This is a genomic window from Microtetraspora sp. NBRC 13810, from assembly GCF_030268685.1.
Lineage (GTDB): Bacteria > Actinomycetota > Actinomycetes > Streptosporangiales > Streptosporangiaceae > BSRQ01.
This window is the reverse complement of sequence record NZ_BSRQ01000003.1, coordinates 393097-407879: the sequence shown is the minus strand read 5'-3', so window position 1 is coordinate 407879 and position 14783 is coordinate 393097. Positions and strand designations below refer to the sequence as shown.

The window sequence follows — 14783 nt, the reverse complement described above, 5'->3', positions numbered from 1 at the left end:
CTGGGCGTGCAATGCTGCAGACATGTCGCATGTGTATCTGGAGGTCGGGGCGAAGAAGGTCTTCGCCAGTTCCCTCGACTGGCCCGGGTGGAGCCGTGCCGGCAGGTCCGAGGAGGCGGCGCTGGCCGCGCTCATGGACTACGTGCCGCGCTACCGGTTGATCGCCGGGCACGTCGGGCTGGGGTTCGAGCCCGGGGACCCGGTCGTGGTGGAACGTGTCAAAGGCGACTCGACCACCGACTTCGGCGCCCCTGCCGCGGTGCCGCTGGCGCACGCCGAGCCGGTGGACGCGGCGCAGGCGCTGCGCACCTGCGCGCTGGTGCGGGCCGCCTGGGAGGTCTTCGACAAGGTCGCGGCGGCCACCCCCGAGGAACTGCGGAAGGGGCCGCGCGGCGGCGGCCGGGACCGTGACAAGATCGTCTCCCATGTGATCGAGGCCGAGCGGTCCTACGCCAGGAAGATCGGCGTGCGGCACAAGCCGTTCCCGCACGGCGACCGCGCCGCCCTGGCCGCGATGCGCGACGACATCGCCGAGGCGCTCGCCAAGCCCTCCGGCGGCGAGCCGATGGCGCCCAGGGGATGGCCCGCCCGCTACGCCGCCCACCGGATCACCTGGCATGTCGTCGATCACCTCTGGGAGATGGAGGACCGGAGGACCTGATCCGATCGCCCGCACAAGTCGTGAAAAATAACATCACGAAATGCAACAGGGGCGAAACAACTTTCCACCGCCCGTTGACGGCGCCGCCACCGGTGTGACTTCTTACATCGAAAGGGCACGAGTCATCGGAGGTGGGTCACGCCATGACCAGAGTCGGTGTGCTGCTGGCCGCATGCGGTTTGGCGGTGTCCGTGGGCTTATCCGCCCTGTCGTTCCCGGCGGCGGCCGATGACACGGCCCCGGCCGTCGCGGCACGGGAGCCCGCGGCGGCGAAAAAGATCGTCCGGCTGGGCGTGACCCAGAGCATGGACTCGATGAGTCCGTTCCTGGCACTGCGCCTGGTCTCGACGTCGATCCACCGGTGGACGTACGGCAATCTCACGGTGCCCGACCCGCAGACCCTGCGGCCGAGCCCCGACCTGGCCGAATCGTGGGAGACCTCGGCCGACAAGCTCACCTGGACGTTCAAGGTCCGGGACGCGAAGTGGTCGGACGGGCAGCCGGTCACCGCGCACGACGCCGCCTGGACCTTCAACAAGATGATGACCGACGACGGCGCCAAGACGGCCAACGGCAGCGCGGTGGAGAACTTCGAGACGGTCACCGCCACCGACGACCGCACCCTCGTCATCAAGACGAAGAAGCCGCAGGCGTCGATGCTGGAGAACCCGGCCCCGATCGTGCCCAGGCATGTCTGGCAGCAGGTCACCGACGTGGGCGCGTTCCAGAACGAGACCTACCCGGTGGTCGGCTCCGGGCCGTACGTCGCCGTCGAGCACCGCAAGGACGCCTACGTCAAGCTGCGGGCCAACCCGAACTACTGGCGCGGCGCCCCGAAGATCGACGAGCTGCACGTGATCTTCTACGAGAACCCCGAGGCGGCGAACGCGGGCCTGAAGCGCGGCGACATCGACTGGATCGGCCGCCTCGCCGCCGCGCAGTTCGAGGCGCTGGCCGGCGACCCGGCCATCGTGCAGTGGAACACCCAGGGCAGGCGGGCGAGCTACCTCCAGCTCAACCCGGGCGCCGCCACCGCCGACGGCGAGGCGATCGGCGACGGCCACCCCGCGCTGCGCGACCCGCGGGTCCGGCAGGCCATCCACCACGCGATCGACAAGAAGACGCTCGTCGAGCAGACCCAGAACGGCCTGGCCCAGGTCGCCGACGGCTCGATCGTCCCGCCGCTGTACTCGGAGTTCTTCTGGCGGGCGCAGGGCGAGGAGCAGGTCACCTTCGACACCGCCGAGGCCAACCGGATCCTCGACGAGGCCGGCTACCGCAGGGGCGACGACGGGATCCGCACGATGCCGGACGGCGGGCGGCGGTTCGAGATGCGGTTCAGCATCCACACCGACACCCCGGTGGAGGACAAGCTCGCCCAGTTCCTCACCGGGTGGCTCAAGGAGATCGGCATCGAGCTGACCACCCGCAGGCTCGACTCGAACAAGTTCACCGAGGAGACCGGCAGCACCGGCCTCTACGACATCGCGATCAGCGGCTGGTCGGTCAACCCGGACCCGGAGGAGGTGCTCGCCACCCACCTGTGCAGCCGCAGGCCCACCGCGAGCGGCCAGGCGGGCGGCACCGAGTCGTTCTACTGCGACGACGAGTTCGAGCGGCTCTACCAGGAGCAGCTCTCCGAGCTCGACCGGGCCGAGCGCGCCGAGATCATCAAGCGGATGCAGCGGCGGCTCTACACCGACGCCCCGGTCATCGCCCTCTACTACCCGAACAACCTGGAGGGCTACCGCAAGGACCGGATCGCCGCGATCACCCCGGTGCCGCTGGACAAGGGCATCCTGTACGGCGGCAGCGGCTACTGGCCCGCCTACACCCTCCAGGCGGTCGCCGCGCCGGCCGTGCCCGCGGGCGGCTCCGGCGGTACCGGCGTCACCGTGGCCGTCGTCGCCGGCGCGGTCCTCGTCCTCGGCGCGGGCGGGTTCCTGCTGCTCCGCCGCCGCCGCGCCACGGCGGACGAACGTGAGTAGCCACCGGTGACCGCGCCCCTCGGCACGGCCCCCGCGGACGGCCCGTCCGCGCCCGCGCAGGACGCGCGGGCCGCGGAGGGGCCGCCGCCGGGCCGGCGGAGCACTCTGCGGTACGCGGCGGCCAAGCTCGGCGGGGCGGTGCTCAGCGTCGGCATGGTCATCGTCGCGACGTTCTTCCTGTTCCGCCTCATCCCCGGCGACCCCACCATCGCCTACACCCGCGACGTCCCGGTCAGTCCCGAGCAGCTCGCCCTGCTGCGCCGGCAGCTCGGGCTGGACCGGCCGCTGGGCGAGCAGTTCCTCGACTTCGTCTGGCGCACCCTGCGGCTGGACCTCGGCACCTCCTACGAGTACCGGCGGCCGGTGAGCGAGCTCATCGGGGAGCGAGCCGGCCCGACGCTGCTGCTCGCCGGCACCGGGCTCGCGGTCGCGGTCGGCCTCGGCCTGTGGCAGGGGGCGCGGGCCGCCTGGCGGCACGGCGGGCGGCTGGACCGGGTGTCCACCGGCGTCTCGCTGGTGCTGTGGTCGGTGCCGACCTTCTGGCTCGGCCTGCTGCTCCTCATGGGCCTCGCCGCCGGCGTCGGGCCCTTCCCGGGCGTCTTCCCCACCCGCGGCATGGAGGACGTGGACGCGCCGGACGGCTTCGCCTACGTCCTGCACGTCGGGCACCACCTGGTGCTGCCCTGCCTCACCCTGGTCGCCGTCGTCTACGCGCAGTACCTGCTGGTCATGCGCTCCTCGCTGCTCGACGAGATCGGCCAGGACTACATCACCACCGCCCGCGCGAAAGGGCTGCGCGACGACGAGGTACGGCGGCGCCACGCCGTGCCGAACGCGCTGCTGCCCACCGTCACGCTGGTCTTCATGAACATCGGCTTCGTGGTCGCGGGCGCGGTCTCGGTGGAGACCGTCTACTCCTGGCCCGGCCTCGGCCTGCTGTTCTACGAGGCGATCAAGGGTCCCGACTTCGCCGTCATGCAGGGCACCTTCCTCGTGCTGTGCGTCGCGGTGATCGTGATGAACACGCTGGCCGACGTGGTCTACCACGTCCTGGATCCCCGGGTGAGGTCCGCATGAGCCCGCTCACCGGCGCGGGCCGCCGCGGCCTGACCCGCTCTGCCCGGTTCTGGCGGGAGTTCAGGGCCAGGCCGTCCGGTCCGGCCGGCGCCGCGATCCTGCTCGCCGCCGTCCTGGTCGCCCTGCTCACCCCGCTCCTCACCGACCCGGCCGGCCTGGACGTGACCAGGGCGACCGGCCCCAGGATGGGCCCGCCGAGCCTGGAGCACCCGCTGGGCACCGACGAGTCCGGCCGGTCCGTGCTGCTGATGATCACGTGGGGCTCGCGGGTCTCACTGCTGATCGGTTTCATGTCGGCCCTGCTCAGCATGGTCATCGGCACCACGGTGGGGATCGCGGCCGGCCACTTCCGGGGCTGGCCCGCCGCGGTGCTGATGCGGATCACCGACTGGTTCCTGGTGCTGCCCTCGCTGGTGCTGGCCCTGGTGCTCGCGGCGATCCTCGGCGGCGGCATGTTCACCATCATCCTGGCCATCGGGGTGACCTCGTGGGCCTCCACCGCGAGGCTCATCCGGGCCCAGACCCTGGCCGTGGAGGCCCGGCCCTACATCGAGCGGGCCAGGGCGCTGGGCGGCGGGCACTGGCACGTGATGACCCGGCACGTGCTGCCCAACGTCGCGCCGCTGGTCCTCGCCAACACCACCCTCCAGGTGGCCGGGGCCATCGTCGCGGAGTCCACGCTCGCCTTCCTGGGCGCCCAGTCCGGCCAGGTCTCCTGGGGCGGCATGCTGCGCGCGTCCTACGACTGGGGCGCGGCCACCTCGGGCGCGTGGTGGTACGTGCTCGCGCCCGGCCTGTGCATCGTGGCCGTGGTCATGGCGTTCACGCTCGTCGGCCGGGCGCTGGAGGCCGTGCTGAACCCCCGGTTGCGGGGAGCGGGGAGGTGACCGTGCTGGAGCTGCGGGACGTGGCGGTGACCTACCGGTCCGCGTCGGGCGACGTGCCCGCCGTACGCGGGGTGTCGCTCGGCCTGGCCCAGGGGGAGGCGCTGGGCCTGGCCGGGGAGTCCGGCTCGGGCAAGTCGACGCTGGCGATGGCCCTGCTGCGGTTGCTGCCCAGGGAGGCGGAGGTGTCCGGGCGGATCCTGCTGGACGGCGAGGACGTGCGGGAGATGAACTGGGGACGGCTGCGCGCGGTCAGATGGGCGTCGGCGTCGATCGTCTTCCAGGGCGCCCAGCACGCGCTCAACCCGGTCCGCAGGATCGGCGACCAGATCGCCGAGCCGCTCCTCGTGCACGGCATGGCGACCCCCGCGCAGGCCAGACGTAAGGCCGCGGAACTGCTGGAGCGCGTCGGCCTGCCCGCCTGGCGGGCCCGCGGCTACTCGCACGAGCTGTCCGGCGGGCAGCGGCAGCGCGTGATGATCGCGATGGCGCTGGCCTGCTCGCCGCGCCTCATCATCGCCGACGAGCCGACGACGGCGCTCGACGTGATGATCCAGGCCCAGGTGCTCGACCTGGTCCGGTCGCTGATCGTGGAGGACGCCACCTCGTTGATCATGATCTCGCACGACCTGTCGGTGCTGGCCGCGATGTGCGACCGGCTGGCGGTCATGTACGCGGGCCGCGTCGTCGAGGCGGGTCCGTCCAGGGAGGTGTTCGCCGCGGCCCGCCACCCCTACAGCCGCGCGCTGGCCGCCGCCTTCCCCACGGTCGGCGACCCGGAGTCCCGGCTCCGCCCGCGCGGCCTGGGCGGCGACCCGCCCGACCCGGCGCACCCGCCCACCGGCTGCTCCTTCCACCCCAGGTGCCCGGTGGCCGTCCCCGCCTGCGCCGGCGCCGACGTCGAACTGTGGCCCGCCGGCGACCGGCACACCGCCGCCTGCGTCCACGTCCGTACCGGGCAGGCCGGCCCGGAGACCGCAGCCGTCCACGACCCCCTGCCGGAGGCGACCCCGTGAGTCTGCTGGAGGCGCGTGACGTGCACGTGGAGTTCACCGCCCGCGGGCGGCGCACCCGCGCGGTGGACGGGGTGAACCTCTCGATCGGGGAGGGCGAGATCGTCGCCCTGGTGGGCGAGTCCGGCTGCGGCAAGACCACGCTGGCCCGCACCCTGCTCGGCCTGGAACGCCCCGGCGCGGGCTCGGTCCGGTACGGCGGCGCCCCGCTCGCCTACACCTCCCGCGCGCTGCGCGCCCACCGGCGCGAGGTGCAACTCGTGCTCCAGGACCCCACCGGCTCGCTCAACCCGCGGCACACCGTCTACGAGGCGGTCGCCGAGGGGCCGCGCATCCACCGGCTGCCCGGCGAGCGGGACCGGGTCGCCGGGGCGCTGTCCCGCGCCGGGCTGCGTCCACCGGAGCGGTTCTTCGAACGGCTCCCGCACGAGCTGTCCGGCGGACAGCGCCAGCGCGTCGTCATCGCCGGCGCGCTCGCCCTGGAACCCCGGCTGCTGATCGCCGACGAGCCGGTGGCCTCGCTGGACGCCTCGGTACGCGGCGAGATCCTCACCCTCCTGCTGCGGCTGCGCGAGGAGCTCGGCCTGTCCGCCCTGGTGGTCACCCACGACCTGGGCCTGGCCTGGAACATCGCCGACCGGGTCGCCGTCATGTACCTCGGCAGGATCGTCGAGACCGGCCCGGTCGAGCAGGTGCTCACCGCGCCCGCCCACCCCTACACGCAGGCGCTGCTGTCGGTCCTGCCCGGCTCGCCGTCCCGCGTCGTGCTGTCCGGGGAGCCGCCGGACGCCACCCGGGTGCCCGGCGGCTGCCGCTTCCATCCCCGCTGCCAGGTCCTCGCCGGCGGGGCCGCCGCGCAGGCGGGCGTCGAGGCGTCCTGCCGGTCCGGCCCGCTCGCGGTCCTCCCCGCCACCGCCGCCCACCAGGCGGCCTGCCATTACACGGCGCGTTAGCCGGCCGGGATGAGGTCGTGCAGGCGGGTGACGGCGCCGGTGAGGTAGGCGGCCAGCTCGGGCGGGACGAGGTTGATGGCGCTGATCTCCTCGGCGGCCAGCGGGAGCCGTACCACCTCGTAGAGGCCGCGGCCCGGGTCGTCGAACTCCGGGCCGCAGCGCAGGGCGGGGTCCATCGAGACGAGGCGGCAGCCGTAGACGTGCTGGGTCTTGACGCCGCCCGGGCGCGGGCAGGTGAGGGTGGTCAGCGGGGTGACGGCGCCGACGGTGGCGCCGAGCTCCTCCAGCAGCTCGCGGTGCAGGGTGTGCTCCAGCGAGGAGTCCTCCGGCTCGACGTGGCCGCCGGGCGCGGACCAGTAGAGCGGCTGACCTGGGACGGTGCGACGGAAAAGGATCAGACGGTCCTCGTCGAGGAGGACCGCCCGGACGCTCGGCGCAGGCGACATTTCACCATTCAATCTCTTGACGACTCTCCGAATCGGTCGTCAGTCGATCGTACGGCGGAACTTCTTGACGTCGGAGCGGTGTTTCTTGGCGGCTATTCTGCGCTCGACCGAGGCTTTGCTCGGCTTGGTCGGGCGGCGCCTCCTGGGCGGCGGGGCGACGGCCTCGCGCAGCACGTGCGCCAGCCTGGCCTCGGCCGCCTCCCGGTTGCGCAGCTGCGAGCGGAACTCGGAGGCGGCGATGGTGAGCACCCCGCCGGACAGCCGGCCGGCGAGCCGCTCCAGCGCGCGGGCCTTGAGCGGCGGCGGGAGGGCCTCCGTGGCGGCGAGGTCGAAGCTCAGCTCGACCCGGCTGTCCGTGGTGTTGACGCCCTGTCCGCCCGGGCCGGAGGAGCGGGAGAAACGCCAGCTCAGCTCGGCCTCCGGGATGACGATCGAGCCATTGATCGGCAGCGGAGCGGACATGGCAGGTGATTCCTCCTTTATCGGCCGCCAGTTTATCTGGGGTACCTACCCGCCCATCAATTCATTTACATCTTGTGGTGATAGGGGTGGGTCCGGCATTGTATGCCCGCGCCGGTGCGACGCCGGGCGTCTGGGGCGGGTGTAGGAGGTCGGCGCGGTGGCCACGATCATCGGCGTGCACGGCATCGGCAAGTACCGCTACTACCAGGAGGCGGGCAACTCCGTCGCCGGTGCCGCGGAGGCCATGCGGGTCAAGTGGGACCGGTACCTGCACGCCGGGTTGCATCCCGGCGTCCCGCACGGCGGGGAGCGCTACGTCACCGAGGTGGCCTACTACGCCCACCACCTGATCCGGCCGGAAAGGGGCAAGGCGCGGGCGCAGGCCATGGACGCCGAGTCGCAGCGGGTCCTGGTGGAGTGGGCGGCCCAGCTCGAAGGGGTCAGGGAGGCGGCGGGCGAGTCGCTGACCGGGGCGCTGCGCTGGGCGACGGAGTGGCTGCTCGGCCGGCTGGAGGGGCGCGCGGCGCAGTTCGCCGCGATGTTCGCCCCGGAGATGGCCGCCTACCTGGAGAGCGCGAACGCCCCGGCCCGCGCCAGGTCCCGGCAGGCGGTGGCCGAGACGATCCGGCGCAGGAAGCCCCAGGTGGTGATCGCGCACTCGCTGGGCAGCGTGGTCGCCTACGAGACGCTGCACGCGAACCCCGACCTGCGCGTCGAACTGCTCATCACGCTGGGCAGCCCGCTCGGCATGCGGAACGTCGTCTTCGAACGCCTCCTGCCCGCGCCGCTCGCCGGCCGGGGCGGCCGGCCTCCCGGCGTGACCCGGTGGGTGAACATCGCCGACTCGCACGACATCGCCGCCATCCCCCCGGCGCTGCGCGCGCTGTTCACCGGCGTCGAGCACGACGGCCTCGTCGACCTGGACTGGATCGACTTCCACACCGTGCGGAAGTACCTCGGCTGCGGCGCCCTGACCCCGTTTCTCAAACCGTATTTGTGACCGTCATGACCTGCGAAGGTGTGAGATCTGACCGCTGACGGTCACGGGGATTTCATGTTCTGGTGGGCGGGGTGTCCGGTTCCCCGGAAACCATCGAGGACATGAGCTTCTCGCGGGCCGCTCTCCTCGCCACGGCCACGGCCACCGGGTGCCTGACCGTCCCCGTCGCCCTCGCCCTCCTCCCCTCTCCCGCCCACGCGGCGACCTCCCAGGCCGCCCCCCGCACCGCCGTCCACGCCCCCGCCGTCACGCATGTCGCCGCCGCCGGGCGCGCGTGCCGTGGCGGGGTCCCCTCCGACTTCGACGGCGACGGCCGCGCCGACCTGGCGGTGGCCGCGCCGTACGCGACCGTGGCGGGCAGGGCCCGCGCCGGATCGGTGCGCATCCTGTACGGCATGCGCGACGCCGAGGACCTCAGCCAGGACACGGCGGGCGTGCCCGGCGAGGCGGAGATCGGCGACTCGTTCGGCTCGGCGCTGGCCACCGGCGACTTCGACGGCGACGGCTGCGGAGACCTCGCGGTCGGCGCCTCGGAGGAGTTCTCCGGCGAGCGGCGGCCCGGCGCGGACGGCGACGGCGTCGTGCACGTCTTCCACGGCTCGCCGGACGGCCTGCGCCCCGCGGGCACGATCGACGTGGCCGGCCTCGGCGGCAAGGGCGGCGGCGGGCGGCTCGGCGCCGCGCTCGCCGCCGGCGACCTCGACGGCGACGGGGACGACGAACTCGTCATCGGCGCCCCCGGCCTCGGCAGAGGCGGCGCGGCGGGCGTCTACGGCCTCAAGGGGCGCAAGCCCTACCTGCTGAGCGAGGCCACCTCCTGGATCGGCCAGCGCGCCCTGTCCACCGACCAGTGGGGCAGCGCGGTCACCACCGGGGACTTCGACGGCGACGGCCGGGCGGAGATCGCGGTCGGCTCGCCCGGCGACACCGTCACCAGGGACGGCCAGGGCTCGGTCACCGTGATCCAGCCGCTGCGCCGGCGGGCGACGCTGCTGACCCAGAGCAGCCCGGGGATCACCGGGACGGCCGAACAGTGGGACGGCATGGGCAGCGCGCTCGCCGCCGCCGACTTCAACGCCGACGGGCGCGCGGACCTGGCGATCGGCGTCCCCGGCGAGGGCCTCACCGCCGGCCAGCGGGCGATGGACTACGGCGATGGCACCGTGCACGTGATCTACGGTTCCGGCGGCGGGCTGCGGACCTCCACGGCCGAGTCGTGGTCGCAGAACACGCTCAAGGGCGTGCCGCGTTACTTCGACCGCTTCGGCTCGTCGCTGGCGGCCGGCGACTTCAACGGCGACGGCGACGCCGAACTGGCCGTCGGGGTGCCGGGGGAGAACGCGGTCCAGGTGCTCGCCGGCACCCGTTCCGGCGGCCTGACGAAGATCAACAACGTGCTGGTCACCGGTGAGAAGGGCGACTTCGGCGCCTCGCTGGCCACCGTCCGCGCCGCCGGCGGGGCCCACGACCTGGTCGTCGCCTCTCCAGCCACCGGCCGGCTCACCATCGTGCGCGGCGGCCTGCGGTCCGCCGGCACCGGCGCGGTCACCGGCGTGCGCGACGGCCGGACGTCCGCCCTCCCCGCCGGCACCGAGGGCACCCTGTACGGCTACGCCCTCGCCCCCTAGACTCCCCACCCCCGCCCCTGCCCGGCCCCCCTCCCGCCCCTGCTCTGCCCCCGCCCCCTCCCGGAGCGGGGGCTTCCGCGCTCGGACGGCGACGGGCCGAGGAGGCGCGGGACGGGGACGTTCGGCGGGCTTCGGGCGGGGACGGCGGAACGCCCCCGCCGCGGCCCGGGGGGGTGGGTGCGGCGGGGGCGTTCCTCCGGCGGATGGTCGGATCCCGGCGGGAGGCGCTCGTCTAGCTCGTCACGGTCAGACGGGGTCGAGCGCGCTCTGGCCGGCGGGCACGGTGAAGCGGGCGGAGGTCCTGGCCGGCGCGCCGCGCCTGGTGATGTAGTCCAGGGTGCGGAACTCCACCTGGAGCTCGTCCTGCGACAGGCGGCAGGAGATGTAACCGCGCCGCTGGTCGATGTAGGCGATGTGCGGGTTCTCGGCCAGGGTGTCGGCGACCATCGTCGTGTCGCGGTAGCCGTCGCCGTCGCTGGAGATCGACGACGTCACCAGCTCGACGCCCACCCGGGGCGAGTCGGGATCGTCGAAGTCGATCTTCAGGTCGGCCGCGTGGTGCATGTGGGCGTCGCCGGTCAGCACGACCGGGTTGGTCGCGCCGGAGTCGCGCAGGCCGGTCAGCAGGCGGGTGCGCTCGGCGGCGTACCCGTCCCAGGAGTCCATGTTCACCTCGTGGCCCGGGCCGACCTTCCAGTCCTTCTGCGTCATGATGATCTGCTGGCCGATGAGGTTCCACCCGGCGGAGGAGTCGCGCAGGCCCTTGAGCAGCCACTCGCGCTGGTCGGCGCCGAGCAGCGTGCGCCGGTCGTCCAGGCGCGCGTCGCAGCCCGCCCGCACGCCGTCCTCGCACGCCTGCTCGTCGCGGAACTGCCGGGTGTCCAGCAGGTGGAAGCTAGCCAGTGTGCCCCAGTCGACGCGCCGGTTCACGTGCATCACCGAACCGGCGGGCAGCGCCTTGCGGCGCAGCGGCATGTTCTCGTAGTAGGCGCGGAAGGCGTGCGCCTTGCGCTGGGCGAAGGACGGCGCCCCGGTCGCGGACACCTCGCCCGCCCAGTTGTTCTCCACCTCGTGGTCGTCGAAGGAGACCAGCCAGGGGGCGACCGTGTGCGCCTTCTGCAGGTCGGGGTCGCTCTTGTACTGCGCGTGCCGCATCCGGTAGTCGGCCAGCGTCTCGCACTTGCCCTCGGTGTGCCGCCGCACCGGCCCGCCGATCGCGGTGTAGCCGCCTGGGGCGTACTCGTAGATGTAGTCGCCCAGGTGGACCACCAGGTCGGGCTCCTGCTCGGCGAGGCGGCGGTAGGCGGTGTAGAAGCCGTGCTCGTACTGCGCGCAGGCCGCGATGGCGAAGCTCAGCTCGGACGGCCCGGCCGGCGCGGTGCGGGTACGGCCGACGGCCGAGTAGTGGCCTTCGGCGCGGAAGCGGTAGAAGTACTCCCGGCCCGGGTCCAGCCCGTCCAGTTCGACGTGCACGCTGTGCGCGTCCCTGCCGCGCGCGGTCACGGTGCCGGAACGCACGATCCTGGCGAACCGCTCGTCGGCGCCGACCTGCCACTCGACGTCCACGTCACGCCCGGGCATGCCGCCCAGCCCGCCGGCCCCCAGCGGATCGAGCGCCAGCCGGGTCCACAGGACGACGCCGTCGGAGGAGGGGTCGCCGGAGGCGATGCCGAGGGTGAAGGGATCGCCGGCGAGGGTTCTCGACCTCATGGAACCGGGCAGCAACAGGCCGCCGGCTCCCGCGGCGGCGACGGACAGGAACACTCTGCGTGACGGGATAGGCTCCACACCTTAAGTGCAGATGACACGGTTGGCGCCCCTATGACCTGCACATCAAACACAAGTGAACAGCCGCTGCACAACCTAGGCGATTACCCCGCGTCGCTGAACTGCACCCCAACACCGGACGAAATCCCCCAACATCCGCGCTAACACCCCCGCGCCCCGCGCCTTCGGCGCCCCCGGGCCTCCGGGGCGCCCGGGGGTCAGCCGCCGGTTTCCGCCTCGTGGCCGTCGCCGCGGAGGTCCGTCCAGTGCTGCCGGCGTCTCAGCTGGTCGCCGAGGTCGGCCGCCTCGGCGGCGGCGTCCTCATGGGCGATCGAGCGGAACGCCGCCTGGGACTCGTCGCAGCGCTTGACCGCCTCGGCGAACCGCTCCAGCCAGCCGAGGGTCCTGGCCTCCTCGAAGGCGATCCAGCCGGACTCCCAGGTCGCCTCGGCGTCGTCCAGGGTCTCGCGGGGCAGGCGGGCCAGCGCCTCCCCGGCCGTGCGCAGGATGTCGAGCGCGGCCTCCTCCTCGTCGCCCTGGAACAGCGCCGCGCCCTGGCGGCGCAGCGCCCGCACCGCGTCCAGGCCGGGACCGTGACCCTGCGCGGCGGCGGCGAAGCGCCGCGCCGCCTCCAGCGGCCGTTCCAGCCGCATCAGCGTGTCCCCGGCCTCCTCGGCCGCCCGCGCCGCCTCCTGGGCGGAGGTTCCGGCCCTGCCGGTGGCGAGATCGGACTCCAGGTCGGTGAAGGCGGTGAGGGCGGTCTCCAGCTCGCCCAGCTCGCGCAGGGCGACGGCGCGGACCCACCTGACGTCGGTGCGGCCCTCCACGGCGTCGGCGGGGAGCAGGGCGAGCGCCTCCTCGGCGGTCTCCGCGGCGTCGAGCGGGCGGCCGGTCGCCAGGTAGGCCCGGCACAGGTCCACCCGGGCCAGCGCGGCGTAACCGGCCGCGCCCAGCGCGGTGAACGCGGCGACGGCCTCGATCAGGTCGTCCGCCGCCTCGGCCGCCCTGCCGATGCCCACCAGCACCTCGCCCCTGCTCGCGTGCGCGATGGCCCGGGAGCCCGCCTCCGAGCGCGGCGCGGCGGCCAGCGCCTCGCCGTAGGCGGCGAGCGCCTCCTCCAGGTCGCCCCCGGAGCGGCGGATCAGCCGGGCGTGCAGCAGGCAGGCGCCGGCGAGGTCGGCGCCGCGATGCCCGCGCAGCGCCGCCCTGGCCCGCGCGGCGGCGGCGAGCGCGTCGCCCGCCCGCCCCGGCCGGTCGGCGAGCATGTCGGCGAGGAGGAGCAGCAGCCCGCCGTCGGCGGCGTCGTCCAGCGCGGCCCGCTCCAGCAGGTCGACCGCCTCGTCCGTACGGCCCTGCAGCGTGCGGGCCTGGGCGAGCCGGACGGTCGCGGTCGAGTGGTGCACGGCCGAGCCGTACGCCAGCAGGTGCGCCGCGGACGCCTCCACCAGGGCGAGCCCCTCGTCCATCTCGCCCATCCGGCACTTCAGCAGCCCGATCCGGCCCAGTGCCGACTGGCGGCCCAGCTCGTCCCCGGCCAGCCGGTAGCACTCGGCGGCCCGCGCCCACTCCCGCAGCCCGTCGTGCGGCCGGTCCGCGAGGACCGCGGCCAGCCCGTGACCGTCGGCCCGCCTGGCCGCCCGCGCGCCGGACGGCTCGCCCGGCCCGGTCACCTCGTCGAAACGCGCCCAGGCGGCGAACGCGGCCTCGAAGTCGGCGTGCCGCCAGCTCTCCTCGGCCCGGCGAAGCAGCTCGTCCGGATCGCTCTCCCGGGGCGGGACCGGCGCGGGCGCGGCGACGGCCCGCCGGGCGTGCGGGGTGAGCGGCAGGTGCTCCACCAGCGGCTGGGCCGCGAGCAGCCGCTCTACCCGGTCGCCCTGCTCGGCCGTGCCGTTGCGGGCGTCGAAGCGGGCGGCGAAGGCCCTGGCGTCCCGCTCCATCTCGGCGCGCAGCTCGGCGGCCGGGATCTCGCCGCCGTTCCAGCGGACCGCGGCGCCGCCGTGGCCCGTCTCCTCGAGGCGGCGCAGCAGCAGCGCCGCCGCGCCGGTGAACCGCATCGCCGCGCGCGGGCTCGCCGCCTTCGCCAGCAGCGGCCCCTCCCGCTCCAGGATCTCCAGACCGCGCGCCTCGTTCCCGGTGAGCGCGCAGAACTCCATGTGGTCGCCGAAGTCGTCCACGTAGTTGGCGTCACCCTGGACCAGCCGGTAGGCCCGGCGGTGGGCGGCGGCGGCCTCGGTGAGACGCCCGGTGCGCACGTAGGGCATCAGCAGCGCGCTCAGGATGCCCTGCGGCTGCACGTGGCAGGTCAGCTCACCGGCCACCACGGGCGCGGCGAGCTCGACCGCCGCTTCGTCCAGGCCCATCCAGACGAGGTGGGCGACCTTCCCGTTCGGGTCGCAGCCCTCGCAGTCGGACATCACGTCACGCGGGGTGGTCTGCCAGTGGTGGAACCACTCCTCGGCGCCCTCCCTGTCGCCGACGTGCTGGGCGAGGTAGCAGCGGTGGGCGTGCACCGCGTGCAGGCCGTGCCCGGCCTCCCGGTAGCGGCGCTCCATCTCGGTGAGCGCGTCGTGCGCCCGCCCCAGCGGCACCTCGGGGAAGCGGGTCATCCCGGTGATCGCCCACTTGAACTGCCACAGCAGGCTGTGGTGCTGCCAGTCGGCGAACCTGCCGGGCTCCGCGTCGTACTCGGCGAGGCAGCGGCTGAAGGTGGCGAACGACTTGACCGGCTCCGCGCCGTACACGTAGGCCTCGGTGAGGCTCATCCGCACCTGGAACGTGAGGTCGCGCTCGCGCAGCGCCTCCGCGCGCCGCAGCGCCTCCTCCAGCAGGACGGTCTTGGCCTGCCCGTAGGGCATGTCGCCGGCCCGGCCGACGAGCTCCCGCACCTCGCGCGCGTCGGACATG

The 14783-nt window shown here is 73.9% G+C and carries 12 protein-coding genes; 8 read left to right on the top strand and 4 right to left on the bottom strand.

All coding sequences use genetic code 11. The features are described 5' to 3' along the window. Positions 1-22: 22 nt before the first annotated feature. The 6 genes from QSK26_RS08950 (at position 23) to QSK26_RS08925 (ending at position 6576) form a co-directional block, all read left to right on the top strand. Positions 23-661, top strand: coding sequence for a hypothetical protein (locus QSK26_RS08950; RefSeq protein WP_285774534.1), 639 nt, complete (start codon positions 23-25; stop codon positions 659-661). Positions 662-804: 143 nt separating this feature from the next. Beyond that, positions 805-2649, top strand: coding sequence for an ABC transporter substrate-binding protein (locus tag QSK26_RS08945; protein ID WP_285774533.1), 1845 nt, complete (start codon positions 805-807; stop codon positions 2647-2649). 6 nt (positions 2650-2655) lie between these two features. After that, positions 2656-3726, top strand: coding sequence for an ABC transporter permease (locus tag QSK26_RS08940; protein WP_285774532.1), 1071 nt, complete (start codon positions 2656-2658; stop codon positions 3724-3726). Beyond that, positions 3723-4613, top strand: a complete 891-nt coding sequence (locus tag QSK26_RS08935) for an ABC transporter permease (protein ID WP_285774531.1) — start codon at positions 3723-3725, stop codon at positions 4611-4613. Before QSK26_RS08940 ends, QSK26_RS08935 begins: the two co-directional genes overlap by 4 nt. Continuing rightward, complete coding sequence (locus QSK26_RS08930) at positions 4610-5626, top strand: ABC transporter ATP-binding protein (protein ID WP_285774530.1); 1017 nt, start codon at positions 4610-4612, stop codon at positions 5624-5626. The genes QSK26_RS08935 and QSK26_RS08930 overlap by 4 nt, the downstream gene beginning before the upstream one ends. Continuing rightward, a complete protein-coding gene (locus QSK26_RS08925; protein ID WP_285774529.1) occupies positions 5623-6576 on the top strand; it encodes an ABC transporter ATP-binding protein in 954 nt (317 codons plus the stop codon). Before QSK26_RS08930 ends, QSK26_RS08925 begins: the two co-directional genes overlap by 4 nt. Here the strand turns inward: QSK26_RS08925 and QSK26_RS08920 are convergent. Together QSK26_RS08920 and arfB are read right to left on the bottom strand one after the other, a co-directional pair. Continuing rightward, positions 6573-7022, bottom strand: a complete 450-nt coding sequence (locus QSK26_RS08920) for an NUDIX hydrolase (protein ID WP_285774528.1) — start codon at positions 7020-7022, stop codon at positions 6573-6575. The genes QSK26_RS08925 and QSK26_RS08920 overlap by 4 nt on opposite strands. Before the next feature lie 39 nt (positions 7023-7061). After that, positions 7062-7484, bottom strand: coding sequence for an alternative ribosome rescue aminoacyl-tRNA hydrolase ArfB (gene arfB, locus QSK26_RS08915; protein ID WP_285774527.1), 423 nt, complete (start codon positions 7482-7484; stop codon positions 7062-7064). A gap of 157 nt (positions 7485-7641) precedes the next feature. On the opposite strand from arfB, the gene QSK26_RS08910 reads away from it, so the two are divergent. Together QSK26_RS08910 and QSK26_RS08905 are read left to right on the top strand one after the other, a co-directional pair. Next, complete coding sequence (locus QSK26_RS08910; RefSeq protein WP_285774526.1) at positions 7642-8484, top strand: hypothetical protein; 843 nt, start codon at positions 7642-7644, stop codon at positions 8482-8484. 101 nt (positions 8485-8585) lie between these two features. Beyond that, positions 8586-10112: an FG-GAP repeat protein gene (locus QSK26_RS08905; protein ID WP_285774525.1), complete on the top strand. Its 1527-nt coding sequence runs from the start codon at positions 8586-8588 to the stop codon at positions 10110-10112. 246 nt (positions 10113-10358) lie between these two features. Here the strand turns inward: QSK26_RS08905 and QSK26_RS08900 are convergent, their stop codons facing one another. Both QSK26_RS08900 and QSK26_RS08895 read right to left on the bottom strand, forming a co-directional pair. After that, positions 10359-11876, bottom strand: a complete 1518-nt coding sequence (locus tag QSK26_RS08900; RefSeq protein ID WP_285774524.1) for an alkaline phosphatase D family protein — start codon at positions 11874-11876, stop codon at positions 10359-10361. A 221-nt stretch (positions 11877-12097) separates the two neighbouring features. Further along, positions 12098-14782, bottom strand: a complete 2685-nt coding sequence (locus QSK26_RS08895; RefSeq protein WP_285774523.1) for a tetratricopeptide repeat protein — start codon at positions 14780-14782, stop codon at positions 12098-12100. Position 14783 lies beyond the last annotated feature (1 nt).